The organism is Rhodococcus sp. 06-221-2, from assembly GCF_002258365.1.
Lineage (GTDB): Bacteria > Actinomycetota > Actinomycetes > Mycobacteriales > Mycobacteriaceae > Rhodococcoides > Rhodococcoides fascians.
In genome coordinates, this window is sequence record NZ_NOYJ01000016.1 from 125,167 (window position 1) to 150,149 (window position 24,983).

The following is a 24,983-nucleotide window of genomic DNA, read 5'->3' on the forward strand; positions in this document are numbered from 1 at the left end:
GTCGAACGTAGATACGGGAGTGAGCGAGCACACGAGAAGGGCGGTAGGTGGAAGACCTACCGCCCTTCTCGGTCTCTACAGCAGTGGAGCGAACGTGATCAGTTCTTCTCGATCTGGTTGTAGATGGGGATTCCGTCCCAACCGATCTTGACGTTGGTGACGTTCTCCGACCAACCACTCGCTGCGTTGCGGTACCAGGTCGGCACTGCTGGCAGGTCGTTGAGCAGGATTTCCTGAGCCTGGTTGGTCAGCTCCTGCGCCTTGGTCTTGTCGGTCTCACCTGCGGACTCGCGGAGCAGGCGGTCGAACTCGGGGTTGGAGTACTCACCGTCGTTGGAGCTGCCACCGGTCTGGTAGTTCTGTGCCAGGAAGCCGTACTGCTGCGGGTAGTCACCCTGCCAGCCCGACCGGAAGGCGGTCGCGATGGTGCGGTTGGTGGCTTCGGTGCGCAGCTGAGCGAACGTCGGGTACGGCGCACCCTGCGCCTCGATGCCGAGCGTGTTGCGGATGCTGTTGCTGACCGCATCCACCCATTCCTGGTGTCCACCGTCGGAGTTGTACGCAATGGAGAACGTTCCGGACCACGGCGCGATGGCGTCGGCCTGGGCCCACAGAGCCTTGGCACCCTCGGGGTCGTACTCGACGTTTCCGACGTCGGAGAGATCGCCGGTCCAGCCGTCGATGGCCGGGCTGGTGAAGTCCTTGGCCGGGGTACGGGTCTTGTTGAAGATCTGCTCGGTGATCTGGTCGCGGTTGATCGCCTTGGAGATCGCCTGACGACGCAGCACACCCTCTTCGCCACCGAAGTGCGCGAGGCGGCCCGGAATCGTGAACGTCTCGATCGACGCGGACGGCTGGTTCACCGTGCGGTCGGGAAGATCGGACTCGAAGGTGGTGACGGCCGAGGCCGGAACGTTGTCGAGAACGTCGACGTTGTTCGACAGCAGGTCCGTGTATGCGGTGTCGAGATTGCTGTACAGAATGAAGCTCACGCCGCCGTTGGCGGGCTTGCGGTTACCGGCGTAGTCGGGGTTCGTGACCAGGTCGATCCGCACGTTGTGCTGCCAAGCGCCCTCCTGGGCGAACTTGTACGGGCCGTTGCCGATCGGGTTCTCGCCGAACGCGGCGATGTCCTGGTACGCAACCTCGGGCAGCGGGTAGTACGCGGCGAAGCCGAGACGATCGGGGAACGCTGCTTCGGGCTGCTTGAGCTCGATGGTGAACGTCTTGTCGTCGACGACCTTCAGACCGGACATGGTCTGCACCGTCGGGTTCTCGGCTGCGACCTCGTCGTAGCCCTGAATCGGATCGAAGAACGATCCCTGCAGCTGCGCATTGGTCGACAGTGCGCCGTAGTTCCAGGCATCGACGAACGACTTGGCCGTGACCGGCGTGCCGTCGGTGAACTGCCAGCCGTCCTTCAACGTGACGGTGTAGTTCTGGCCGTCGGTGGTATCGATCGAGTCCGCGACCTCGTTCTCGACACCGCCCTCGGGGGTGTAGGACACCAGGCCGGCGAAGATCGAGTCGACGACACGTCCGCCGGTGTTCTCGCTCGTATTGGTGGGCACCAAGGGGTTCTGCGGCTCGCCGCTCCAGGCGTTGATGATGCCGGAGCCGTCTCCTGACCCTCCGCCGCCGGTCGAATCGCTCGAAGAGCACGCCGTCACCAGCGCCGCTCCGACGACAACTGCGATTGCAGCTGACGCGATGCGTGTTTTACGCAAGGAAATCCTCCATCCAGATGTGAACACGGGGTCGTCCGTGCTCAGTTCCTCGGGCGCGACGCCCGGGGATTCGTGGGCGACCGCAAGACACGGCCTGTGAGCCGTACCAACGATCTGATGGAACGAACTTTAGACACATCCTGAAACGAACATGTGAACTCCCCCGGGTTTTGTTGACCGGCGAGTAAGTCGGAAACATGATCGAAACGTTTCGGCAAGTCGATTTCTCACAGTGCGGGCAGAGCCGCCGAGACAGCCTCCCGTCGACGACGGCGATGACCGTCCATCGTGCGGAAACAACCGATCACCGCAGATCAAGGGGTTGCAGCCGATTGCAACGGTGCGATCGCCATCACATGTGACTACCCTCACTAGGGGCTCGAGACCGGCTAGTGAGTGCCGTTTCATGGGCGAAAAGCATCGGACGAAAGAGAGCTATTCGAGATGACGACCAGTACCCCCGGAACCGACGAGACCGCGGTTGCCTCCTACGCACCCTCGGCCGAGTTCGCGGCGCAGGCGAACGCTCAGGCAGATCTGTACGCCGCCGCGGAGAAGGACCGGCTCGCGTTCTGGGCGGAGCAGGCCCGCCGGCTGCACTGGCACACCCCGTTCACCGAGGTACTCGACTGGTCCGACGCCCCCGTCGCGAAATGGTTCGCCGACGGCGAGCTCAACGTCGCCTACAACTGCGTCGACCGCCACGTCCTCGACGGCCACGGCGACCAGGTCGCCATCCACTGGGAAGGTGAACCCGGCGACAGCCGCGACATCACCTACTCCGATCTGCTCGCCGACGTCAGCCAGGCCGCCAACACCCTGACCGAACTCGGCCTCGTCTCCGGTGACCGCGTCGCGATCTACATGCCGATGATCCCCGAGGCCATCGTCTCGATCCTCGCCTGTGCACGCCTCGGTCTGACCCATTCGGTCGTCTTCGCCGGGTTCTCCGCCACCGCACTGCGCTCGCGCATCGACGACGCCGAAGCCAAACTCGTCATCACCACCGACGGCCAGTGGCGACGCGGCAAGCCCGCCCCCATCAAGGACACCGTCGACGAGGCCGTCGACGGAGCCGCCTCCATCCGGAACGTTCTGGTCGTCAAGCGCACCGACTCCGACGTCGCCTGGACCGAGGGACGCGACCTGTGGTGGCACGAGACCGTCGCGAAAGCGTCGAAAGAGCATGAGGCGCAGCCGTTCCCGGCCGAGCACCCCCTGTTCATCCTCTACACCTCGGGTACGACGGGTAAGCCCAAGGGCATCATCCACACCTCCGGTGGTTACCTGACGCAGACCTCGTACACCCACCACAACGTCTTCGACCACAAGGCGGGCACGGACGTCTACTGGTGCACCGCCGACATCGGCTGGGTCACCGGGCACTCCTACATCGTCTACGGACCGCTTTCGAACCGCGCGACCCAGGTCGTCTACGAGGGCACGCCCAATTCGCCCGACGAGCACCGGCATTGGAACGTCATCGAGAAGTACAAGGTCTCGATCTACTACACCTCCCCCACCCTGGTGCGCACGTTCATGAAGTGGGGCAAGGAGATTCCCGAGGCACACGATCTGTCCTCGATCCGCCTGCTCGGGTCCGTCGGCGAACCCATCAACCCCGAGGCATGGCGCTGGTTCCGCGACGTCGTCGGCGGCGGCAGCGCACCGATCGTCGACACCTGGTGGCAGACCGAGACCGGCGCGATCATGATCTCCCCGCTCCCCGGCGTCACATCCACCAAGCCCGGCTCGGCCATGACTCCGCTGCCCGGTATCTCGGCCAAGATCGTCGACGACGACGCCAAGCCACTGGGCAACGGCGGCAACGGATACCTCGTTCTCTCCGAGCCGTGGCCGGCGATGCTCCGCGGGATCTGGGGCGACATGGACCGCTACAAGGACACCTACTGGTCCCGCTACGCCGAAGAAGGCTGGTACTTCGCCGGTGACGGTGCCAAGTACGACGAGGACGGCGCCCTGTGGGTCCTCGGCCGCGTCGACGACGTCATGAACGTCTCGGGCCACCGCATCTCCACGTCGGAAGTGGAGTCGGCATTGGTGAGTCATCACAGTGTCGCCGAGGCTGCCGTCGTCGGTGCCGCCGACGAGACCACCGGTCAGGGCATCGTCGCGTTCGTCATCCTGCGCGGCGGCGAGGAGAACACCGGCGACGCATTGATCGCCGAACTCAAAGCTCAGGTCTCCAAGGAGATCTCGCCGATCGCCCGGCCACGGGAAATCTCCATCGTGCCGGAGTTGCCGAAGACCCGCTCCGGCAAGATCATGCGCCGCCTGCTCCGTGACGTGGCCGAGGGCCGCGAACTCGGTGACGTCTCCACTCTCGTCGACCCGAAGGTGTTCGAGGCGATCAAGAAGGGCCGCTAGCGCTCCCATGTGAGTGGAACCTCGTAGCCCACTACGAGGTTCCACTCACATGCGGCGCAGCCGCTCAGACGCTGTCGAGCGACTGGTCTCGCGTTTCCTTCATGATGATCAGCGAGATCAGGGTCAGCGCAGCGGCGATGGCGAGATAGACGCCCACCCAGCCGACGCCGTAGGAACTCACCAGCCAGGTTGCGATGAACGGGGCCACTGCAGCTCCGAGGATCGACGCGGTGTTGTACGAAATTCCCGAGCCCGTGTAGCGCACGTTCGTCGGAAACAGTTCCGGCAGAACGGCACTCATGGGCCCGAACGTCAGGCCCATCAGTCCCAGGCCGACGCACATGAACACCAGCATCTTGCCTGCCGACGCGGACGACGGGTCGGCGAACCAGTGGAACGACAGACCGAACAGCACGATCGCCGCGGTGATGACGATGAGCGTGGGGCGGCGGCCGTACTTGTCGGCCAGCAGCCCGGCGACCGGGATCAGCGCCGCGAAGAACAGCACCGCGATGAGCTGGAGTTCCAGGAAGTCCGTGTACGGAATCGCGAGCTTGGGCCCGTTGACGTCGGCCACCTTGCCTGTTCCGTAACTGACCACCCACGTCGTCATGATGTAGAAGAGCGTGTACGTGGCGAGCATGACGAACGTGCCGATGATCAGCTGACGCCAGCTCGTCTTGAACACCTGGGCCAACGGGGTCTTGACCTTCTGGCCGCGCTCGACTGCCAGCTTGAACACCGGCGTCTCCTCGAGCTTGAGGCGGACGTACAGGCCGATGATCACCATGATCGCGCTGAGTAGGAACGGGATGCGCCAGCCCCACGTGAGGAACGCGTGGTCGGTGCCGGAGTTCGCGGAGTCGTAGCCGGTCGCGATGACGATGAGCAGGAAGATGCCGTTGGCGAAGAAGAAGCCGATCGGCGCACCCAGCTGCGGGTACATCGCCGCCCAGGCTCGCTTGCCCGGCTTCGCGGTTTCGGTGGCCAGCAACGCCGCACCACTCCATTCACCGCCGAGGCCCACGCCCTGAGTGAAGCGCATCAGCGCCAACAGAGCCGGTGCCCACAGACCCGCCGCGGCGTAGGTCGGCAGGAGCCCGATCGCGAACGTCGCGACACCCATCGTCAGCAGGGACCCGACGAGGGTGGCCTTGCGTCCGATGCGATCACCGAAGTGGCCGAACAGAATCGAGCCGATGGGTCGCGCGACGAACGCCAAACCGAACGTCGCGAACGACGCCAGCAGCGCGGTCGTGTCGTTGCCTGCGGGGAAGAACAGGCGGGGGAAGACGAGTACTGCGGCCGTTGCATAGATATAGAAGTCGAAGAACTCGATGGACGTACCGACCATCGAGGCGATGACGATTCGGGACCGAGGCACCTGAGGTGCGGGAATTGCGCCGTCGTCCGTGACGGCGTGTGTTGAACTCACGAGTGCTCCTGAAGGGGAAAGTTCCCTGAAAATTACCTGATGAACACCTGAGAATTTCACGCCCCCGGGCCGTTCGTTGCCGATTCGTGCAACATTCCCGTGTTTGTCGCGACGGGCGGAGAGGTAACCGACGACGGGCCGAGCGTCGCTCGGCCGCCGCGGGACAGATAATCTGCTACTTAGGCACTACTGTCGATACGATCTTCCGCAACACCGAGCAGAGCGATCACCGCAATACCGAGCACAGCGATTACAAGGGGTCGAGAGTTGAGCGTCAGCAATGACAAGGGATACGGCAACGGCGTCCCGAACACGATTTCGTCGATACCTCTCACCGATGTCGATGCCCGCACACCCGGCAGCGCGAGCATCGGAAACCTCGTCAAGGACGCCACGACTCAGGTCTCGACGCTGGTGCGTGCCGAGGTGGCCCTCGCCAAGGCCGAGGTCACCGGCGAGGTCAAGAAGGGTCTGCAGGGCAGCGTCTTCTTCATCGTCGCGCTGACAGTGCTGCTGTTCAGCTCGTTCTTCTTCTTCTTCTTCGCCGCCGAGCTCCTCGACGTGTGGCTCTACCGATGGGCCTCGTTCCTCATCGTCTTCGTGTTCATGGTGCTGGTTGCCGGCCTGTTCGGGTTCCTCGGCTACCGCAGGGTCAAGAAACTGCGCAAGCCCGAGAAGACCATCGACTCCCTCAAGCAGGCGTCGACCGTGCTGCCCAACCAGCACGAGAGCATTCCCGGAATCCCCGGCTACAAGAAGTAGACGACGCCCGGCGAGTCGAGCAGTATGAATCATCCCGATCCGTCCACGGTCCGTTACCCGGGACAGTGGATCCATCGCGACATCCATGCCAATGGAATCCGGTTCCACACCGTGGAGGTCGGCGAGCATGCTCCCGACGCCCCGCTCGTGGTGCTGCTGCACGGCTTCGCCGACTTCTGGTACTCCTGGCATCACCAGCTCGACGCGCTCGCGCGTTCCGGAGTTCGAGCGGTCGCAGTCGACCTCCGCGGCTACGGCGACTCCGACAAGCCCCCACGTGGTTACGACGGATGGACCCTGGCCGGCGACATCGTCGGTCTCGTTCGCGCGCTGGGGTACCCGCACGCGACGTTCGTCGGTCATGCCGACGGCGGCCTGGTGTGCTGGGCAAGCTCGGCTCTGCATCCGCGAATGGTCCGCTCGATGGTCCTGATCAATGCACCGCACCCGATCTCGCTGCGCCGCGCCGTGCTGAAGGATTCCGAACAGCGCGGTGCTCTGCTGCCGCACTTCGTTCGGTATCAAATTCCGCTGCGCCCCGAGAAGCTGCTCACGCGCCGAGGGGGCGCGGCAGTGGAGGAATTGATGCGCAGCCGCGCCGGGTCGCAGTGGCAGCGCACCGACGATTTCGCCGATACCGCAGGCAAGATGCGCTCGGCCATCCGAATTCCCGGGGCCGCGCACTGCGCACTCGAATATCAGCGCTGGGCGTTCCGTAGCCAGTTCCGCGCCGAGGGCCGACGCTTCATGGATGCCGTCGACGTGAAGACCTCGATCCCCGTCGCGCAGATCAGCGGTGACCTCGATCCGTACGTCCTACCCACCACCCTCGATCGCGATCGGCACTGGGCACCGGGGCTGACGCGTCGAACAGTGCGGGACGTCGGGCACTACGTGCACCAGGAAGCCCCCGACGTCGTGTCCGAGGAAATTCTGCGCGTCGCGCTCGAAAGCTGACGTCCCGCCGTCAGACGATGCAGTCGCCGGTCCCCACACTGACCGGCGCATCGAAGCTGCGGGCAAGCTCGTCCGAGATCTCGGTTGCGGTCAGGACGAATCCGGTATCGGGGTCGTCGACGGCAGCACCGAACACCACACCGAGTACCTCACCGTTCGAATTGACCAGTGGCCCACCGGAATTGCCCTGCCGCACCGATCCGCGAACCGTATAGACCTCGCGTTGAACAGTTCCGGTGCGGTAGATGTCCGGTCCGCTGAGGTTGATGATCTCGCGAATACGCGCTGGGCTCGCCGTGTACGGACCGCCGCCCGGGTAACCCAACACGATGGCGTCGGATCCGGATTCGGCCGGGTTCGGCGCGAACGGCAACACCGGAGCTTGCAGCTGCGAAACACGAAGCACTGCAACATCTTCTTCGGGATCGAACAGGACGACGTCGGCGTCGAGAGGGCCGTCCGGAGAATCGACGGTCACCTCGGAGGTACCGGCCACCACGTGGGCGTTGGTCATCACCAGATCCGGCCCGACGACGAAACCCGAACCCTCGAGCGCCTTCTGGCAACTCGGGGCAATTCCGTTGATCTTGATGACGCTCGCCTGCAACGCTATCGGGACGGGGCCTGCGGCGATCCCGGAGTCGGGAGCAGCGACGTCGGCGACCGGAGTGCGTCCGAACGGACCGATGACGTCCGGCAGCCCGGACGTGTCGAGCAGCGCCGAGAATTCCTTGGGCACCTGACGCAGCCACTCGGGTGCCACCTCGTCGACCTTGCCCAGGACCGTCGAGCCACGCACGGCACTGGCCACCTCGGGCTGCGACGAGGACGTCAGCGGAATGGCGAGCAACCATGCGGCAGCGAGCACGGCCGCGGCCTGCAGACCTGCCCCGATCGTGCTGTCCACGGATCTGGCTGAGCGCGAATGTATTCCGCTGCGCAACGCACGACCCAGAACCATGCCGGCCACCTCACCGACGATCACCAACACCACGATCAACGCGATACCGACGAACACCCTCGTGCGTGATCCGTCGACGTGTTCGAGCACGTGCGGTGCCACCAGAATCCCGGCGACGGCACCCAGAACGACTCCCAGAAACGCCAACGCCGACGCCACCGCCCCCTGTCGCCATCCCGACGTCGCCGCCAGTAGCGCGACGGCGAGCACCGCGATATCGACCCACCCTGAACCCGTCACCGATCGAGCCTCGCTCCTACCGCAGTCAAGCTGGCCTCCAGATCGCGTATATCCCCCGTGTCCCAATCGGACTCCCAGCCCGACACAGCGAGCAGGCCCGCCAGAATACCGCCCGTGAATCCCCACACCAGCATTCCCTGCACCGAGAAGGCCGGGCCCTGGTAGCCGGCGGGGTGACGCACCTGGAATCGGTTGGCCGGATCGAGCAACTCGCGCAGGGGAACTCGCACCACGCGCTCGGTTTCGCCGGCGTCGACGACGCGGACCGGGGTTGGACTCTGCCAGTACGAGAGCACGGGAACCACGTCGAATCGAGACGGCGGCACGTAGATGCCGGGCATCGTCGCGAGCGGTACGACGCCGGCCGGGTCGAGACCGGTCTCTTCCTGGGCCTCGCGCAGCGCCGTTCCGATGGGCCCGTCGTCACCCGGGTCGGTGGCACCGCCGGGGAAGGCGATCTGCCCACTGTGGTCGCGCAAGGTCGACGCCCGCTGGGTCAGCAGTACGTCGGCCTCGGCGGGTAGCCCACCGGGCGCGGTCGGATCGGCGGCAGCCGGACCGCCGAACAGCACCAACACCGCCGCCGAGCGGGTTCGATCGGCCGGCTGCGCCTGCCGTTGCAGTACCGGGTTGATGCCGGTGGTGTCGGTCAGTCCGTTTTCGCTGCCGGCGACGTCGAGCATGCGCCCGAGCCACTCGGGTGCGCTCACGACGCGACTCCGAGGTTCTCGCGGACTGCGTCGGCTATGTCGTCGACGCTTGTGAAGGGTTCGGTCAGCACCTTGGCGACAGTGCCATCCGCAGATATCAAAACGGATACGGGCAACACGTTCGGCGCTTCCGCCGCCGCGGCGACACGTCCGGCACCGTCCTGAACGCCGGGCAGCGTGACGCCGTACTCGGCCAGACGGGTCAGCCCGTTGGACTCGTTGGCATCGTTGTGGACGGTCAACACCGTGACTGCATCACCCGCCCGCTGCGCGTATTGCTGCAGGTAAGGCAACTCCTGCGCGCACGGGCCGCACCAGTAGGCCCAGATGTTGAGCAGTGCGGGTCGCCCGGCCAGAGCCTGGCCGAGGTCGACCGACGAGCCGTCGCCGATGCATTCGAGGGTGATGCCCGTCAACGGGCCTGCTGCAGCGCCCGACGGCGTCGGACATGCGTCGAGACCGGCGGTCTGCCGCAGCGGTCCCAGAGCCTCGGGAGTATCGGCGGCCCGACGCTCGTCCGTCGACGGTCCTTGCTGCCCCAGACCGGGACCATCGGCGCGCTGCGTTGCCGGAGATTCATTGCGTGGCCAGAGGGCATAGACCATCCCGACGACGAGAATGAGCGCGACCAGAGACCAGCGGAGTGCGGCCTTGTTCACGACACGATTCCGGCGAGAGCGAGCAGATGATCGGTCTCGGGACCTCTCACCAGGGCGGCAGCGGTCGCCGGATCGGTCGGGCCGAGGCCGAACGACGGGCAGTCCTTGGCGAGGACGCACACCCCGCACGCCGGCGTGCGGGAGTGGCAGACGCGTCGACCGTGAAAGATGACGCGATGGGAGAGCACGGTCCACTCTTTCCGCTCGATCAGCGCGCCGACGGCGTGCTCCACCTTGACCGGGTCCTCTTCTTCGGTCCACTGCCAGCGCCGTACCAACCGACCGAAGTGGGTGTCGACGGTGATGCCGGGAACGTCGAACGCGTTGCCGAGCACGACGTTGGCCGTCTTGCGGCCGATGCCGGGCAACGTCACCAGGTCCTTCAACGATGCGGGGACTTCGCCGTCGAAGTTCTCGAGTAACTTCTGCCCGAGCCCGATCAGCGAGTTGGCCTTGTTGCGGTAGAAGCCGGTGGTTCGGATGAACTCTTCGAGTTCGGTGCGGTCGGCTTCGGCGTAGTCGCGAGCTGTGCGGTATCTCACGAACAGGGCCGGAGTCACCATGTTGACGCGCTTGTCGGTGCACTGCGCCGAGAGGATGGTCGCGACGGCGAGTTCGAGGGGCGTGGTGAAGTCGAGTTCGCAGTAGACGTGCGGAAACGCGACCCCGAGCGTTCGGTTCATCCGCCGGGCCCGCCGCACGAGGCCGAGTCGCGTCTCCTCGCGTTTGCGCACGTCGGGGCGTTTCGGGGCTGTCGATTCCACGCCACAACTGTACGGACAAGAATGCGTAACGAACTACGCGAGCGCGCCGAGCTGTGTTTGTATCGAGACCTTTTCGGTGTTAACTGGCCGGTATGCAAGGACTCGCCGTGGTGCTCTTTCCGGTACTACTCATGCTCTTCGCACTCGCGATGGAGCGCGTCGAGTTCCGGCTCAGCAAGCTCGGCGTCCGGGAGCACGAAGTAGAGGAATTCCTCGATCAGGCGAGCAAGTCCGAGGTCGCCACACTGGCGAACGAGGGCTTCCCCCACGCCCTGGCTCGGTTCAACTCCCGCAAGCGTCACCAGACTCCTCCGCGCACGATCGACACGCGCGACGGCATGGTCGACCAACGGGCCAGTTGAGCACCCATTTGTCCGCATTCGGATGAATTTACGGTGAACGCGAACAGACGTACCGTTCCTCTGGCAACCTGTGGTGGCGTCGATCACTCGGTTTCGGCCGAGTCGAAGTAGACTCCCCTGAGGTAATTGTTGTGTTTGAACATTGCATCGGCATCGACGCCTGAATCGCAGCGCGATTCGGTGGTGAGACGAGTGTGTACAGACGCCTTCGGGGGTGCGGGTCACCGCATCACCGACATCCCAAAAGGAGCGCAAGTGGACGACGTCCTGGCACGGGCCGGCATCTTCCAAGGAGTCGAACCCTCTGCGGTTGCGGCACTGACGAAGCAGCTGCAGCCTGTCGATTTCCCCCGGGGACACGTGGTGTTCAACGAGGGTGAGCCCGGAGACCGGCTCTACATCATCGTTTCCGGCAAGATCAAGCTCGGGCGACGCTCCCCCGACGGCCGCGAGAACTTGCTGACGATCATGGGACCGTCGGACATGTTCGGCGAGCTCTCCATCTTCGACCCCGGCCCTCGCACGTCCTCGGCCACCACGGTCACCGAGGTGCGCGCAGTCAGCATGGACCGTGCGGCCCTCAAGGACTGGATCGATCAGCGCCCCGAGATCGCCGAGCAGCTGCTGCGCGTCCTGGCTCGCCGGTTGCGTCGCACCAACAACAACCTGGCCGACCTCATCTTCACCGACGTCCCCGGACGCGTGGCCAAGGCGCTGCTTCAGCTTGCCCAGCGCTTCGGCACCCAGGAAGCGGGATCGCTGCGCGTCACCCACGACCTGACGCAGGAAGAGATCGCTCAGCTCGTCGGAGCGTCGCGCGAGACCGTCAACAAGGCACTGGCCGACTTCGCACACCGCGGATGGCTGCGCCTCGAGGGCAAGTCCGTACTGATCTCGGACTCCGAGCGCCTGGCTCGCCGAGCTCGCTAGCTAGTTCTCCCTGAGGTAGGCCAGCTGCGTCTTGACCGACATCCGCGCAGCCGGCCACAACTTCTTGTCCACGTCCGAGTAGACGTGGCGCACCACCTGCATCGGTTTGGCGTCGTCTCCGATCTCGGCCAACGCCGCCCGCACCTGATCCAGCCGCTGCCGACGGTGAGCGCGATACAGTCGCGCCACCTCGGCGGTATCCGGAACATCGGCCCCGTGCCCCGGCAACACCGTCTTGCCCGCACCGGCGGCCTCGAGTCGATCGAGCGAATTCAGATAGTCCGCGAGCGAGCCGTCCTTCGGGTCGAGCACCGTGGTGCCGCGGCCGAGGATCGTATCTCCCGTCAGGACCGCGTCGTCGAGCACGAAGCTCACCGAATCCGCCGTGTGGCCGGGTGTGTGGAGCACCCGGATCCGTAGACCCGCCGCATCGATGACCTCGCCGTCGGCCAACCGCTCACCGCCGCCGTGCAGGAACTTCTCCCCCACCGCCCGCACCGGTGCCCCTGTCTTGCGGTGAAACCGCTTCAACCCCGCCGTGTGATCGGCATGGCGATGGGTCACCAGGGTCAGCACCACCGTGCCCGACGCGGCGACGGCGTCGAGATGGGCCTTGTCCTTCGGACCCGGGTCGACGACGATACATTCCTCGGAACCCGGTGCCCGCAGAATCCACGTGTTCGTTCCGTCGAGCGTCATCTTGCCCGGGTTCTCCGCGAGTAGAACCGACGCCGTGGGCGTCACGTGCCGGACCAGTCCGTAGGCGGGATGCGTCAAGTTCGAGTCGGCCATTGAAACACTGTAGGACGCCCACTGTTCTCGAGGTGGAACAGGACCGGTGACGACGACTAACGTCGACGCATATGAAGATCGGACTCGTCGGTGCCGGCCCCTGGGCTCGCAAGACTCAGGCCCCCTCGCTGCTCGCTCATCCGGGAGTGGACTTCACCGGAGTGTGGGCACGCAGACCGGACGCCGCGGCCGAGTTGGGTGCACCGGTCTGCGAGTCCTTCGACGCCCTGCTCGATGCCGTCGACGCGGTGGCGTTCGCGGTTCCACCGGCTGTGCAAGCCGGGTTCGCCCTCCGCGCCGCGCGAGCAGGCAAGCATGTGTTGCTGGACAAGCCCATTGCCGCCACCGTGGCAGAGGCCGAGGAACTGGCCGAGGCCGTCACCACCGCCGGAGTTCGTTCGATGGTGACTCTGACACTCCGATTCGCCCCGGAGACAAGGCAATTCCTCGCCTCGACAGCGGGCCGCCCCTGGGCAGCCGGCTCCGGAACCTGGTTCTCCGGCGCCACTCTCGGCGGGGCGTACTCGGAATCGCAGTGGCGACACGACGACGGGGCGATCCTCGACATCGGGCCACACGTCTTCGATCTCCTCGACGCGGCACTGGGAACCATTGCGCGCGTTGCCTACTCGCACCGCGACGTGGCGTCGGACAGTTGGACCGTTCTGCTCGAACACGAGGGCGGCGCGCGTAGCACCGTCCAATTGTCGCTGCGGACACCGGTCATGCCGTCGCTCATGCGGATCGAGCTGTCCGGACCCGCCGGGGTCGACACCTTCACCGACCGATCCACGTCGTCGACCGACTGCTACGCCGTACTGCTGGACGAGTTCCTCGAATCGGTGGAATCGGGTGTCGACCACGAATGCTCGGTGCACCGAGGACTGCACTTGCAGAGGGTGATTGATCGGGCGCGGGAGTGGGCACCCTGATCGTGTGACCACCATGGACGTCAAAGATGCGATGTTCCACTACACCTCGGCCCCGCATCGCTCGATGGACCAGTACACGACGTTCGTCTTCGACTCGGGGGACCACGAGCCACCGACGTTCGACGACGTCGTGGCCCACGTCGAGAGACGCGCTCGATTCGTTCCGAGACTGCAGATTCGCATCGGCGATGCGGTGGGTCTGTTGGAGTACCCCCGATGGATCAGGGACCCGACGCCGCCTCGTGACCACGTGGTCGACCACGATCTCTCCGACGGTCGTCACACACTGAATTCGTTTCTGGCCGAACGCGCGTGCGTTCCGGTCGATGCGACGACGCGGGCATGGACCGTGCACGTCGGCCGGGGCCTGTCGGGCGTCGACGGTATCCGCGGTGCGGCCACCGTCGTGATCGTTCAGGTCAGCCACGCATTGTCCGACGGGTCGGTCGGTACCCGCATCGTTCGAGCTCTCTTCGGACCGGACGAGCCGACCGACAACGTCACGTTCCCCGACGACCCTGCCGTCTCTCGTCCACGTCGCGTGCGAGATGCGGTCGTTGCGACGGCGCTCCTGCCCTACCGCTGGGCGCGGTCGCAGCGGCGGATGGGGCGGGCACAGCAGACGTATCTCGACGCAGTGCGGACCGGGGAGCTGGTTGCCCCCGCACCGGTCGAACCCACGCGCGTCAACGCCCATCCCGACGAAACGAGAGCGGTGCACGTCCTGCAGTTCCCGAAGTCGCAGTGGACGGGCGGGCCGGCCACCGTCACGGCTACCGCACTCACCGCCGTCGGAGCGGCGTTGTCGACGTATCTCGCGGCGCACGGAGAGAGGGTCGGCACCCGCATCCGCGCCACAGTGCCCACCGCGATCGAGACGTCGGCGGCCTGGCCTGCCGTCAACCGAACCGTCCCGGCTGCCGTCGATCTGCATCCCGAGCTCACCGACGTGCCCGACCGAGCATCGGCAGTGGCGCACGCGCTCAACCTGCAGCGTGAACGCGTGAACGATCGCCGCCACATCGACGCCACCCGGTCGGCCGAGCTCTACCCCGCCGCTCTACTGCTCGGCTTCGGTCGCCGCGCTCGGCTCGTCGCGCCTCGCAGCGGTACGCCCGAGCGTGTCACCAGCCATACCGTGGTGACGAGCGTCAATCGAACCGGTCTGGACCTCGAGTTGGGGTCGAGCCGGGCAACCCTGTGCGCGGGGGTCGCATCGCTGAGCCCGGGCTGCAGCATCACCCACGCCGTGTACGGATACGGGGACGTCGTCACCGTCTGTGTGACGGCCTGCCCGACGACGGTCCCCGATCACGCCGTGTATGCCGACCTGCTGCGTTCCGCAGTCGACGAGACCTGCGGTGCACTTCATGGGACGTCGACTACTGCAGTTCGACGATGAGCTCCACTTCCACCGACGCACCGAGCGGAAGTTCGGCGACACCCACGGCCGAGCGGGCGTGCTTGCCTGCGTCACCGAAAATCTCGCCGATGACGTTCGAGGCTCCGTTGACGACACCGGGCTGACCGGTGAAGCCCTCCGCGGAAGCGACGAAGCCGACGGCCTTGATCACGCGTGCGACCGAATCGATACCGACCAGCGCATGCACCGCGGCCAGCGCGTTCAACGCACAGATCCGCGCAGCTGCCGTGGCGTCCTCGGCCGACACGTCGGCACCCACCTTGCCCACGGACGTCAGGTTTCCGTCCACGATCGGCAGTTGACCGGAGGTGTAGACGAGCGAACCCACCTGTACGGCGGGGACGTACGCGGCCAGCGGCGGAACGACGTCGGGCAGCTCGATGCCCAGCTCGGAGAGGCGTTCGCTCCAGTTCGCCACGGCGTCAGCCCTTCGGACGCTTGAAGTACGCGACCAGTGTGTCGCCGCCGTTCGGTCCCGCCATGATCGTCACGAGCTCCCAGCCCTCGGAGCCGTAGTTGTCGAGAATCTGCTTGGTGGCGTGAATCAGCACCGGTGCGGTGAAGTACTCCCAGATGATCTTTTCGCTCATGACTCGAAGCCTATCGCCCACCGGAGTACGAGGGGTGCGTCACTGCGATCGGGTGATTCTCGGTTCTGTCGGACGACCGGCATCGCGTCTCTATATGGTCGAGGCGTGGGTACATCGAAGCAAGAGGGATGGCCGGCGAAGGCGGATGCCGCGCGGCTGCATTTCGTGTCCGGCAAGGGCGGTACCGGTAAGTCGACGGTCGCTGCCGCGCTGGCGTTGGCGCTGGCCGCGGGTGGCCGGCGAGTGTTGTTGGTGGAGGTCGAGGGCAGGCAGGGCATCGCGCAGCTGTTCGACGTGCCGCAGCTCCCGCCGGTGGAGACCCGCGTCGCCTCGGCGGACGGCGGCGGCGAGGTCTACGCGCTGGCGATCGACATCGAGACCGCGTTCCTCGAGTATCTCGACATGTTCTACAACCTCGGTTTCGCCGGCCGCGCGATGCGCAAGATCGGTGCCATCGAGTTCGCGACGACCATCGCGCCCGGCCTGCGTGACGTACTGCTGACCGGAAAGGTCAAGGAGTGCGTGGTGCGCACCGACAAGAAGGGCAACCGCGCGTACGACGAGGTGGTCGTCGACTCGCCGCCCACCGGCCGCATCGGAAACTTCCTCGACGTCACCAAGGCCATGGCCGACCTGGCCAAGGGCGGCCCGGTCCGCTCGCAGAGCGAGGGCGTGGTGCGGTTGCTGCATTCGTCGGACACCGTCGTGCACCTGGTCACCCTGCTCGAAGCATTGCCGGTGCAGGAGACGGCAGATGCGGTACGCGAGCTCGAAGCAGCCGACCTCCGCCTGGGCACGGTGATCGTCAACCGCACCGAGCCGACGTACCTGCCTGCCGACTCCCTCGAACCCATCGCCGAGGGCGAGATCGATGCCGTCGCAATTCAGGAGGGTCTGGCCAAGACCGGAATCACGTTGTCCGAGGCCGACTTCGCCGGTCTCCTGACCGAATCGATCGAGCACGCGTCGACGCTGTCCGCTCAGGTGGAGAGCGCAACACAACTCGACGAACTCGACGTCGCACGCATGACGCTGCCGATGTTGGCCGACGGCGTCGACCTCGGCGGCTTGTACGAGCTCGCCGCCACGCTCGCAGAACAGGGTGTCCGATGACTCGACCAGCAGCAACCGAACTCGACGTCGACCGCATCCTCACCGACCCCGCGTCACGAATCGTCGTGGTCTGCGGCGCAGGCGGTGTCGGGAAGACCACCACCGCAGCGGCGATGGCTCTGCGTGCCGCCGAACAGGGCAGGCGTGTCGTCGTGCTGACCATCGATCCGGCTCGCCGGCTGGCCCAGGCCCTCGGGCTCGGCGACCTCGACAACAGCCCGCAGCCGGTGAAATTGGGTGCCGACGCCAAGGGCGAACTGCACGCGATGATGCTGAACATGCGGCGCACGTTCGACGAGATGGTCATCGAACATTCGACGCCGGAAAAGGCGGCGCAGGTTCTGGCCAACCCGTTCTATCAGACTGTGGCGTCGTCCTTTTCGGGCACGCAGGAGTACATGGCGATGGAGAAGCTGGGGCAGCTGTCCCTCGACGCGTCGTGGGATCTGATCGTGGTGGACACTCCGCCGTCGCGCAACGCGTTGGATTTCCTCGACGCTCCGCAACGGCTCGGGTCGTTTCTCGACGGTCGTTTCATCCGGCTGTTGACCGCTCCCGGACGAGGAATCACCCGCGTCGTCACCAGCGCGATGAGCCTGGCGATGCGCGGCGTCTCGACCGTCATCGGCAGCCAAATGCTGTCCGACGCTTCGGCTTTCGTGCAATCGCTGGATTCGATGTTCGGCGGGTTCCGCGAACGCGCTACGCGCACATACCAATTGCTCCGCGAGGACGGCACCAGTTTCCTCGTCGTCGCTGCCGCCGAGCCCGACGCATTGCGCGAGGCCGCGTTCTTCGTCGAGCGACTCTCCGCCGAGAACATGCCGCTGGCCGGACTGGTGGTAAATCGGACGCATCCGACGTTGTCGTCGGTGCAGGCCGATCACGCGGCCACTGCCGCCGATCTCCTGGACAGAATCGACGACCCCGGTGCCGAACTGACTGCTGCGGTGCTGCGTATCCACGCTCAACGCGCGGTGACGGCGGCGCGCGAGGTGCGGTTGCTCAAACGCTTCACCGGCGCGCACCCCCGCGTGCCCATCGTCGGTGTTCCGTCCCTGCCGTTCGAGGTCTCCGACCTCGCCGCACTACGCGCGGTGGCCGACCAGCTGACCCGCAGAGGCTGATCGGCCGTTTCGGCAGGCGGTCAGATCGCCGCCTGCTGCTGACGCTGGGTCTCGAAGAATTCGGACCACGAGTCGACCTCGGGGTGCTGCTTGAGCAGTGCCCTGCGCTGACGCTCGGTCATGCCACCCCACACACCGAACTCGACGCGATTGTCGAGGGCATCCGCACCGCACTGCATCAGAACCGGGCAGTGCCGGCAAATGGTCGCGGCCTTGCGCTGCGCTGCACCCCGGACGAACAGCTGGTCCGGATCCGTGCCCTTGCACCGAGCGTGTGACACCCAAGCGATACGTGCTTCTGCTTCCTCTACATCGAGTCGCGTCGGCGCGGTTGTCGTGTGCATGGCGGATCCCCTTTACGTCTCGGTCGCCCTCACTGGGCGTCCTGGAGGCTCCGAGCAGTTTGTACCTCGGTGTCGAAGCACAAATTCTAGGAGCTGCCCCACATTCATTATCAAGTGTTATGCGAATCACACTGTGCTCATAATTTAGGTAAACCCGGCCCCGAATGCAAGACGGTGAGGTCACATTTCTGGTACGGGCGTCCCGAGCAGGGGCGCAGCGCACAACGCATGCGGGGCACTGCCGATCCGAACGAGGCACACGTACGCTGTGCTCTGTGTCAGTTGGAAAAACCGTGGCGAAGCTCGCCGGATGTTCAGCACTCGCCGGTGCATTGCTCGCCGGCGTGATGTTCCCCTTGGCCGGCGGGTTCGGGTTCGCGTCCAACCGCGCCGCCGATACCGTCGACAACGTCTCGGCCGAGTTGGTCGAGGGTGCCGTACCTGCTGTTTCGACGATGACCGACGTCAACGGCAACCCGATCGCGTGGCTGTACGAACAGCGCCGCTTCGAGGTACCGAGCGACAAGATCTCCAACGAGATGAAGCTGGCCATCGTCTCCATCGAGGACCGGCGCTTCGCGGAGCACCAGGGCGTCGACTGGCAGGGCACGCTGCGCGCGTTCCTGACCAACACCACCAGCGGCCAGGTCCAGCAGGGTGCATCGACCATCGACCAGCAGTACGTGAAGAACTACCAGCTGCTGGTCGTGGCGAAGACCGACGCCGAGCGACGCGCCGCCATCGAAACGACGCCCGCCCGCAAGATCCGCGAGATCCGGATGGCGTTGACCCTCGACAAGGAACTGACCAAGGACGAGATCCTCACCCGCTACCTCAACCTGGTGCCGTTCGGTAATGCCTCGTTCGGCATCCAGGACGCGGCTCAGACGTACTTCGGCATCGATGCCAGCCAGCTCAGCGCCGTCCAGGCCGCGATGCTCGCCGGCATGGTCCAGTCCAGCTCCGCCCTCAACCCGTACACCAACGAAGAGGGTGTGATCGAGCGCAGGAACACCGTGCTCGACACGATGATCCAGAACCTCCCCGAGCGTGCGGCCGAGCTCACCGCACTCAAGGCCGAGCCCCTCGGCGTGCTACCGGTCCCCCAGACCCTGCCCCGCGGCTGTATCGCGGCAGGAGACCGAGGATTCTTCTGCGACTACGCGTTGCAGTACCTCGCTCAGGCCGGAATCAGCCAGGAGCAGATCGACAAGGGCGGGTATCTCATCCGCACGACGCTCGACCCCGCGGTCCAGAACTCCACCAAGTCCGCCCTGGTCAGCAACACCAGCCCCTCGCTCGACGGCGTGGCGACGGTGATGAACGTCGTCGCCCCGGGCCAGGACCAGCACCGCGTCCTGGCGATGGGCAGCAGCCGCACCTACGGCCTCAACGCCGACGCCGACGAGACCGTGCAGCCGCAACCGCACTCCCTCGTGGGTAACGGAGCCGGCTCCATTTTCAAGATCTTCACCACGGCCGCCGCCATGGAACGCGGACTGGGCACCAGCGCAACGCTGCAGGTCCCCAAGCGCGTGGAGGTCAAGGGCGTCGGCGACGGTGGTGCTCGTAACTGCCCGGCCTCCACCTACTGCGTGGAAAACGCGGGCAACTACCCACCCGCGCTGTCCATAACCGACGCGCTGGCTCAGTCCCCCAACACGGCCTTCGTCAAGCTGATCGAGTCCGTCGGCGTCACGCCGACGGTCGACATGGCCGTCCGTCTCGGCCTGCGCTCGTACACGGACCCGGGTTCCTCGGGTGCCGAGCAGTCGATGGCCGATTTCCAGAAGAGTCAGAACCTCGGCTCGTTCACCCTCGGACCCACCTGGGTGAACCCGCTGGAGCTGTCCAACGTGGCCGCGACCTTGGCTTCCGGTGGCAAATGGTGCCCGCCGACCCCGATCGACTCGATCTTCGACCGCGACGGCAAGCCCGTCCCCGTCGCTCACCAGGCCTGCGAGCAGGTCGTCGAACCCGGTCTGGCGAACACCCTCGCCAACGCTATGAGCAAGGACGACCAGGCAGGTGGCACGTCCGCGTCCGCCGCTGCCTCGGCCGGCTGGAACCTGCCGATGTCCGGCAAGACCGGTACCACCGAGTCGAACCGATCCTCGGGCTTCCTCGGGTTCACCAACAATTACGCCGCCGCCGTGTACACCTACGGCGACTCACCGACGCCCAGCGAGATCTGCTCGTTCCCGCTTCGGCCCTGCGGTTCGGGAAACCTGTACGGCGGTAACGAACCCGCGAGAACCTGGTTCGACGCGATGAGCCCGATCGCCACCAACTACGGGCCCGTCCAACTTCCACCGGTCGATCAGAAGTACGTCCGCGGTTCGGCCAACGGACAGGTACCCGACGTCACCGGCCAGAGCCAGTCGTCCGCGACGTCCACGCTGCAGGGTGCGGGCTTCCAGGTGACAGCGGTGACGACGGCCGATCAGGCTGCGCGCGGAACCGTGGTGTCGACGTCACCGTCGGGCAGTGCGGTTCCCGGATCGAACATCACGATCTACGTCAGTGACGGATCGGTTCGCCCGGCACCGGCTCCGGCCCCTGCCCTGCCGCCGGGTATCCAGATACCGGACCTGCCGCCGGGTATCCAGATACCGGCGATCCCCGGGCTCACCGCTCCTCGCTAGTGCCTGCGGCAGTGGTGTGGTTACGGCCCTCCTGGGGCACATAACCGCACCACTGCGCGGAGCGCACTACAGGCGGTCTTTGACGGCCTTCGACAGGCGGGATCCATCGGCCTTACCGGCAGCGAGTCCCGACGCGATCTTCATGACCTGGCCCATCTGCTTCATGGCCGGTCGCTCGCCCAATACTTCGGCGACCTGGGCGATGGCGGTATCGACGATGGTGGCCAGTTCCTCGTCGGTCAGCGGAGTGGGCAGATACTCGTTGATGATCTGCGCCTCGGCGTGCTCGTTGGCGGCGAGTTCGCCGCGGCCGTTCTGCGTGTAGATCTCGGCCGATTCGCCGCGCTTCTTCGATTCCTTTGCCAGCACCTTCAGGACGTCGTCGTCGGTCAGTTCGTGGGCCTCCTTGCCGGAGACCTCCTCGGTCTGAATGGCGGCGAGGATCATGCGCAGCGTTGCCAGCCGGAGCTTGTCCTTCGCTTTCATCGCTGTGGTCAGGTCGGTTCGGATACGGGCCTTGAGTTCGGACATGGCAGAAACGCTACGCGGCCCAGCCGTCGGCTCGCGCGTCCATATCGGCTTGCTGCCGTATCGTGGACTGGGTGGCCGTTCACTTCAGTTCCTCGTTACTGCCAACCTCGGCGCAACTGCGCAGCGCTTCCACGCAACTGCGGTCGGTTGCCGAGCACACGCGCGACGTCGTCAGAGCGGCACCGCTCAAGAGCTCGGTGATCGGGACGGCGGGTGCTGCGGCCTTGGGCATCGGCTACGCCACCCTCGTCGAGCGCAACGCGTTCACGCTCCGTGAGACGTCGATGGCGGTGCTCGAACCCGGCTCCGCGACGCTGCGAGTACTGCACATCAGCGACCTGCACATGATGCCGGGCCAGCGGATGAAGCAGAACTGGCTCCGCGAACTGGACCGCCTCGAACCCGACCTCGTGGTCAACACCGGCGACAATCTGTCGCACCAACGCGCCGTTCCCAGCGTCGTGCAGGCTCTCGGGCCGCTGCTGTCGCGTCCAGGGCTGTTCGTGTTCGGCAGCAACGACTACTTCGCACCCAAGCCGAAGAACCCCTTCAGGTACTTCGACAAGAACCACAAGCGCACGACGGGCGAGTCGCTGCCGTGGCGTGATCTGCGGGCTGCGTTCTCCGAACGCGGTTGGCTCGACGTGACGCATGTCCGCCGCGAACTCGAGGTCGCCGGAGTCCGGATCGCATCGGCGGGCGTCGACGATCCGCACCTGAAGCGCGATCGCTACGACACCATCGCGGGCCAGCCGAACCCGTTGGCGGATTTGCGCCTCGGCATTACCCACTCCCCCGAGCCCCGGGTGTTGGACAAGTTCGCGCAGGACGGTTACGACCTCGTCCTCGCCGGGCACACCCACGGCGGCCAGCTGTGCCTGCCGTTCTACGGTGCGCTGGTGACGAACTGCGAGATCGATCGCTCCCGGGTCAAGGGTCCGTCCAAGTGGGGTGCGCACACGCAGCTCCACGTGTCGGCCGGTCTCGGGACATCGCCGTACGCGCCTGCCCGCTTCTGCTGCCGCCCCGAAGCAACCCTGATCACGCTCACTCCTGCCCCCAGAAAGGGCCCGAAGGACGTCTCCGACGAGGGCGTTTCGCGTTCTGAGGCAGTCGTGAGTTAGACTTCTCCAGCGGTACACGGGGTGTGGCGCAGCTTGGTAGCGCGCTTCGTTCGGGACGAAGAGGTCGTGGGTTCGAATCCCGCCACCCCGACAGTTGGACCACGAAAAGGGACCCACTCGATTCAGTCGAGCGGGTCCCTTTTCTTTGCCTGATCGGCGCTACTGTGAGGCATGCCGACCCCCACCCGCGTTCATGTCACCCATCGGTTCGCTTCGTCTCCCGACGTCGTCTTCGCGGCGCTGTCCGAACACGAGAACCTCGGCCCGTTGTTCCTGGCCAAGATCCGCCGGGTGCGCGATGGAGACACCTCACGCAACGGCGTCGGATCGGCTCGTAGCCTGAAGCTGGGGCCACTCCCCGCGTTCGAGGAGACCACAACCGTCTCCGAGCCGAACACCCTCATCGAGTACCGCATCACCAAAGGTGGCCCGCTACGCGGTCATTGGGGTGTGCAGAAGCTGACCCCCACCACTGACGGCGGTACCGAACTCGACTACACAATCGGATTCGACGCCCCGATCCCCGGTCTCGCCGCGATCGTCGGCAAGGCGTTGACGTCGAGCATCTCGAAGAACCTGCCGCGCTTGGCTCGGTAGCACTGCCGCACAACGACAAGACCCCGATCGATGGTCTCGATCGGGGTCTTCTCGTGTGTGCTCAGCTGGACGCAGCGCGCAGCTTCTCCAACAGCGGGCCGGCCGCCTCGGCCAGGAAGCGCTCCTGAGTTTCGTCGCCCACCTGGACCAGCGCGATGTCGGTGTAACCGGCCTCCCAGTACGGCTTCACGGCCTCGACGATGGCGTCCAGGTCCGGTCCACACGGGATCGTGTCGGCCACATCCTCTTTCCTGACGAACTTCGTCGCACCGGCGAAACCGGCCGTCGTCGGCAGATCCGCGTTGACGGCCCAGCCGCCGGCGAACCAGCGGAAGCGGTCGTGTGCGCGATCGATGGCGGCATCCTTGTCGGGATCCCACGAAATGGGGATCTGGCCGATGGAGCGCGCCGGGCCCTCGTGGTTGTCCGACCACGCCTTGACGAGATCCGCATCCGGCTCGGTGGCGATGAGGTGATCGCCGTACTCGGTGAACCTCGCCACGGCCTTCTCGCCGCCGGCTGCGATGCCGATCGGGACGCCGCCCTCGGGCAGGTCCCAGATCCGAGCCGAGTCGACGCGAAAGTGCTTGCCCTCGTAGGTGACCAGGCCACCGGCGTGCAGTGCGCGGATGATCTCGAGTGCCTCGACGAACATGTCCTGTCGCTTGTCGATGGACGGCCAGCCTTCACCCACGACGTGCTCGTTGAGGTTCTCGCCGCTGCCGAGGCCGAGGGTGAAACGTCCGTCGGCCAGGATCTGCAATGTCGCCGCCTTCTGGGCGACGACGGCCGGGTGGTACCGGATGATCGGGCACGTCACGTACGTCATCAACTCGACGCGCTCGGTGGCCTGCGCGACCGCACCCAAAGTGGTCCACGCGTAAGGAGAGTGGCCCATGGACGAGAGCCACGGCGAGTAGTGGTCACTGCTGACCTCGAAGTCGAAGCCGACCTTCTCGGCTCCGACGGCGTACTTCACCAGCTCTTTGGGACCGCTCTGCTCGGTCATCAACGTGTATCCGAAATTGGTCATGCTGTTCTCCTAAATTGTTGCGACGGAACCGGCGTCGACTCGGTAGTTGGATCCGTTGACGAAGGACGCGCGGTCCGAGCACAGGAACGTGATCACCGAGGCCACTTCCTCGGGTTCGCCGCGGCGTCCCAGTTCCATGTACGGGCGCTCCTCGTCGAGGAAGCTCTCGATGGCACCGTCTCTGTCGGTGCCCTTCTCTTCGGCTCGCTTGTCCATCATCGCGTCGGTCATCGGGGTGTGAATGAATGCCGGGGAGACCGCGTTGACCAGCAGGCCCTCCGACGCATAGCTGCGCGAAAGCCCCTTGGCCAGAGCCAGAACTCCGGCTTTGGCCGAGCAGTAGGGCAATTCGTCGTCGTACGGCTGCACGGCGTCCTCGGACGTCAACAGCACGATGCGCCCCCATCCACCGCGCCGGAGGGCGGGGAGAAACGCGCGCAGTAGGCGGACCGGGCCCATGAGGTCGATGTCGAGGGTGGAGCGCCACCCTTCCTCGTCGATCTCGTGGAACAGCCCCTGAGCGCCGGTGACGCCGGAGGACTGCACCAGAATGTCGATGTCGCCCACGGCCTGCTGCGTGCGCACTGCCAGGTTCTCGACGGCCTCGGTGTCGGTCACGTCCGCGGCGAACGCGAACAGCTGTCCTTCCGCTGCACCGAGTTTCGCGGCGGCTTCGTCCAGCGAACTCTGGTCCTTGTCGCTGACGACCACACGGACGCCCTCGGCCAGCAGCAGCTTCGCAGTGTGCCACCCGATGCCGGAGTCGGCTCCGGTCACCAGTGCGGCTCTACCGTCGATTCCCAAATCCATTCGATCCCACTTTGCGCTAGAGGTCGG

The 24,983-nt window shown here is 65.6% G+C and carries 25 protein-coding genes and 1 tRNA gene; 13 read left to right on the forward strand and 13 right to left on the reverse strand.

What is annotated here, in order from left to right; translation table 11 throughout:
* Nucleotides 1-98: 98 nt before the first annotated feature.
* Nucleotides 99-1,727, reverse strand: a complete 1,629-nt coding sequence (locus tag CH281_RS08125) for a peptide ABC transporter substrate-binding protein (protein ID WP_027494484.1) — start codon at nucleotides 1,725-1,727, stop codon at nucleotides 99-101.
* 444 nt (nucleotides 1,728-2,171) lie between these two features.
* Between CH281_RS08125 and acs the strand changes: the two genes are divergently transcribed.
* Entirely contained in the window at nucleotides 2,172-4,115 is a 1,944-nt protein-coding gene (acs, locus tag CH281_RS08130) for an acetate--CoA ligase (RefSeq protein WP_094693698.1), read from the forward strand.
* A gap of 64 nt (nucleotides 4,116-4,179) precedes the next feature.
* Here acs and CH281_RS08135 read toward each other — a convergent pair whose 3' ends face one another.
* A complete protein-coding gene (locus CH281_RS08135; protein WP_048316729.1) occupies nucleotides 4,180-5,550 on the reverse strand; it encodes an MFS transporter in 1,371 nt (456 codons plus the stop codon).
* Between the two features lie 267 nt (nucleotides 5,551-5,817).
* Between CH281_RS08135 and CH281_RS08140 the strand changes: the two genes are divergently transcribed.
* Nucleotides 5,818-6,312 (forward strand): phage holin family protein, encoded by a 495-nt coding sequence (locus tag CH281_RS08140; protein ID WP_032373800.1) that lies wholly within the window; start codon nucleotides 5,818-5,820, stop codon nucleotides 6,310-6,312.
* 24 nt (nucleotides 6,313-6,336) lie between these two features.
* Nucleotides 6,337-7,269: an alpha/beta fold hydrolase gene (locus CH281_RS08145; RefSeq protein ID WP_094693700.1), complete on the forward strand. Its 933-nt coding sequence runs from the start codon at nucleotides 6,337-6,339 to the stop codon at nucleotides 7,267-7,269.
* A 10-nt stretch (nucleotides 7,270-7,279) separates the two neighbouring features.
* Here the strand turns inward: CH281_RS08145 and marP are convergent, their stop codons facing one another.
* Genes marP through nth form a run of 4 tightly spaced genes read right to left on the reverse strand, consistent with a single transcriptional unit; the run spans nucleotide 7,280 to nucleotide 10,522 of the window.
* Complete coding sequence (marP, locus tag CH281_RS08150; RefSeq protein ID WP_032364547.1) at nucleotides 7,280-8,470, reverse strand: acid resistance serine protease MarP; 1,191 nt, start codon at nucleotides 8,468-8,470, stop codon at nucleotides 7,280-7,282.
* Nucleotides 8,467-9,153: an NUDIX hydrolase gene (locus CH281_RS08155; protein WP_094693987.1), complete on the reverse strand. Its 687-nt coding sequence runs from the start codon at nucleotides 9,151-9,153 to the stop codon at nucleotides 8,467-8,469. Before CH281_RS08155 ends, marP begins: the two co-directional genes overlap by 4 nt.
* Nucleotides 9,154-9,176: 23 nt before the next feature.
* The gene (locus CH281_RS08160; protein ID WP_094693989.1) at nucleotides 9,177-9,785 is read right to left on the reverse strand and encodes a TlpA family protein disulfide reductase; all 609 of its coding nucleotides are present in this window, start codon (nucleotides 9,783-9,785) and stop codon (nucleotides 9,177-9,179) included.
* Between the two features lie 50 nt (nucleotides 9,786-9,835).
* Nucleotides 9,836-10,522 carry an endonuclease III gene (gene nth / locus CH281_RS08165; protein WP_205912677.1) on the reverse strand — a complete coding sequence of 229 codons (687 nt, stop codon included), beginning with the start codon at nucleotides 10,520-10,522 and terminating at the stop codon, nucleotides 9,836-9,838.
* A gap of 173 nt (nucleotides 10,523-10,695) precedes the next feature.
* Between nth and CH281_RS08170 the strand changes: the two genes are divergently transcribed.
* Together CH281_RS08170 and CH281_RS08175 are read left to right on the forward strand one after the other, a co-directional pair.
* The gene (locus CH281_RS08170; protein WP_032364550.1) at nucleotides 10,696-10,965 is read left to right on the forward strand and encodes a hypothetical protein; all 270 of its coding nucleotides are present in this window, start codon (nucleotides 10,696-10,698) and stop codon (nucleotides 10,963-10,965) included.
* A gap of 255 nt (nucleotides 10,966-11,220) precedes the next feature.
* On the forward strand, nucleotides 11,221-11,895 hold the full coding sequence (locus CH281_RS08175; protein ID WP_027494494.1) for a Crp/Fnr family transcriptional regulator: 675 nt from the start codon (nucleotides 11,221-11,223) through the stop codon (nucleotides 11,893-11,895).
* On the opposite strand, the gene CH281_RS08180 is transcribed toward CH281_RS08175, so the two are convergent.
* Entirely contained in the window at nucleotides 11,896-12,687 is a 792-nt protein-coding gene (locus CH281_RS08180) for an MBL fold metallo-hydrolase (RefSeq protein ID WP_032384056.1), read from the reverse strand. It lies immediately after the preceding gene.
* 71 nt (nucleotides 12,688-12,758) lie between these two features.
* Between CH281_RS08180 and CH281_RS08185 the strand changes: the two genes are divergently transcribed.
* Nucleotides 12,759-13,619 carry a Gfo/Idh/MocA family protein gene (locus tag CH281_RS08185; protein WP_032406886.1) on the forward strand — a complete coding sequence of 287 codons (861 nt, stop codon included), beginning with the start codon at nucleotides 12,759-12,761 and terminating at the stop codon, nucleotides 13,617-13,619.
* 13 nt (nucleotides 13,620-13,632) lie between these two features.
* Nucleotides 13,633-15,021 carry a wax ester/triacylglycerol synthase domain-containing protein gene (locus CH281_RS08190; RefSeq protein ID WP_230595225.1) on the forward strand — a complete coding sequence of 463 codons (1,389 nt, stop codon included), beginning with the start codon at nucleotides 13,633-13,635 and terminating at the stop codon, nucleotides 15,019-15,021.
* Here CH281_RS08190 and CH281_RS08195 read toward each other — a convergent pair.
* Together CH281_RS08195 and CH281_RS08200 are read right to left on the reverse strand one after the other, a co-directional pair.
* The gene (locus tag CH281_RS08195; RefSeq protein ID WP_027494498.1) at nucleotides 15,002-15,460 is read right to left on the reverse strand and encodes a RidA family protein; all 459 of its coding nucleotides are present in this window, start codon (nucleotides 15,458-15,460) and stop codon (nucleotides 15,002-15,004) included. The genes CH281_RS08190 and CH281_RS08195 overlap by 20 nt on opposite strands.
* A gap of 4 nt (nucleotides 15,461-15,464) precedes the next feature.
* Entirely contained in the window at nucleotides 15,465-15,632 is a 168-nt protein-coding gene (locus tag CH281_RS08200) for a DUF4177 domain-containing protein (RefSeq protein ID WP_072691993.1), read from the reverse strand.
* Nucleotides 15,633-15,737: 105 nt separating this feature from the next.
* Between CH281_RS08200 and CH281_RS08205 the strand changes: the two genes are divergently transcribed.
* Both CH281_RS08205 and CH281_RS08210 read left to right on the forward strand, forming a co-directional pair.
* Nucleotides 15,738-16,745 (forward strand): ArsA-related P-loop ATPase, encoded by a 1,008-nt coding sequence (locus CH281_RS08205; protein WP_027494499.1) that lies wholly within the window; start codon nucleotides 15,738-15,740, stop codon nucleotides 16,743-16,745.
* Nucleotides 16,742-17,872, forward strand: a complete 1,131-nt coding sequence (locus tag CH281_RS08210) for an ArsA family ATPase (protein WP_027494500.1) — start codon at nucleotides 16,742-16,744, stop codon at nucleotides 17,870-17,872. Before CH281_RS08205 ends, CH281_RS08210 begins: the two co-directional genes overlap by 4 nt.
* A 20-nt stretch (nucleotides 17,873-17,892) precedes the next feature.
* On the opposite strand, the gene CH281_RS08215 is transcribed toward CH281_RS08210, so the two are convergent.
* Nucleotides 17,893-18,216, reverse strand: coding sequence for a WhiB family transcriptional regulator (locus tag CH281_RS08215; RefSeq protein ID WP_008712729.1), 324 nt, complete (start codon nucleotides 18,214-18,216; stop codon nucleotides 17,893-17,895).
* Between the two features lie 293 nt (nucleotides 18,217-18,509).
* Here CH281_RS08215 and CH281_RS08220 point away from each other — a divergent pair, with 293 nt between their 5' ends.
* Nucleotides 18,510-20,861, forward strand: a complete 2,352-nt coding sequence (locus CH281_RS08220) for a penicillin-binding protein (protein WP_032373793.1) — start codon at nucleotides 18,510-18,512, stop codon at nucleotides 20,859-20,861.
* A 66-nt stretch (nucleotides 20,862-20,927) separates the two neighbouring features.
* Here the strand turns inward: CH281_RS08220 and CH281_RS08225 are convergent, their stop codons facing one another.
* A complete protein-coding gene (locus tag CH281_RS08225) occupies nucleotides 20,928-21,392 on the reverse strand; it encodes a GatB/YqeY domain-containing protein (RefSeq protein WP_032373792.1) in 465 nt (154 codons plus the stop codon).
* A 197-nt stretch (nucleotides 21,393-21,589) separates the two neighbouring features.
* Between CH281_RS08225 and CH281_RS08230 the strand changes: the two genes are divergently transcribed.
* The 3 genes from CH281_RS08230 to CH281_RS08240 all read left to right on the forward strand — a co-directional run bounded on the left by CH281_RS08230 (nucleotide 21,590) and on the right by CH281_RS08240 (nucleotide 23,113).
* Nucleotides 21,590-22,516, forward strand: coding sequence for a metallophosphoesterase (locus tag CH281_RS08230; RefSeq protein ID WP_231578232.1), 927 nt, complete (start codon nucleotides 21,590-21,592; stop codon nucleotides 22,514-22,516).
* 17 nt (nucleotides 22,517-22,533) lie between these two features.
* A tRNA-Pro gene (locus tag CH281_RS08235) sits at nucleotides 22,534-22,607 on the forward strand.
* Nucleotides 22,608-22,687: 80 nt separating this feature from the next.
* Complete coding sequence (locus CH281_RS08240; RefSeq protein WP_027494505.1) at nucleotides 22,688-23,113, forward strand: SRPBCC family protein; 426 nt, start codon at nucleotides 22,688-22,690, stop codon at nucleotides 23,111-23,113.
* Between the two features lie 61 nt (nucleotides 23,114-23,174).
* Here CH281_RS08240 and CH281_RS08245 read toward each other — a convergent pair whose 3' ends face one another.
* Both CH281_RS08245 and CH281_RS08250 read right to left on the reverse strand, forming a co-directional pair.
* Nucleotides 23,175-24,146 carry an LLM class F420-dependent oxidoreductase gene (locus CH281_RS08245; RefSeq protein WP_032373790.1) on the reverse strand — a complete coding sequence of 324 codons (972 nt, stop codon included), beginning with the start codon at nucleotides 24,144-24,146 and terminating at the stop codon, nucleotides 23,175-23,177.
* Between the two features lie 9 nt (nucleotides 24,147-24,155).
* Nucleotides 24,156-24,956 (reverse strand): SDR family NAD(P)-dependent oxidoreductase, encoded by an 801-nt coding sequence (locus CH281_RS08250; RefSeq protein WP_027494507.1) that lies wholly within the window; start codon nucleotides 24,954-24,956, stop codon nucleotides 24,156-24,158.
* Between the last annotated feature and the right edge of the window lie 27 nt (nucleotides 24,957-24,983).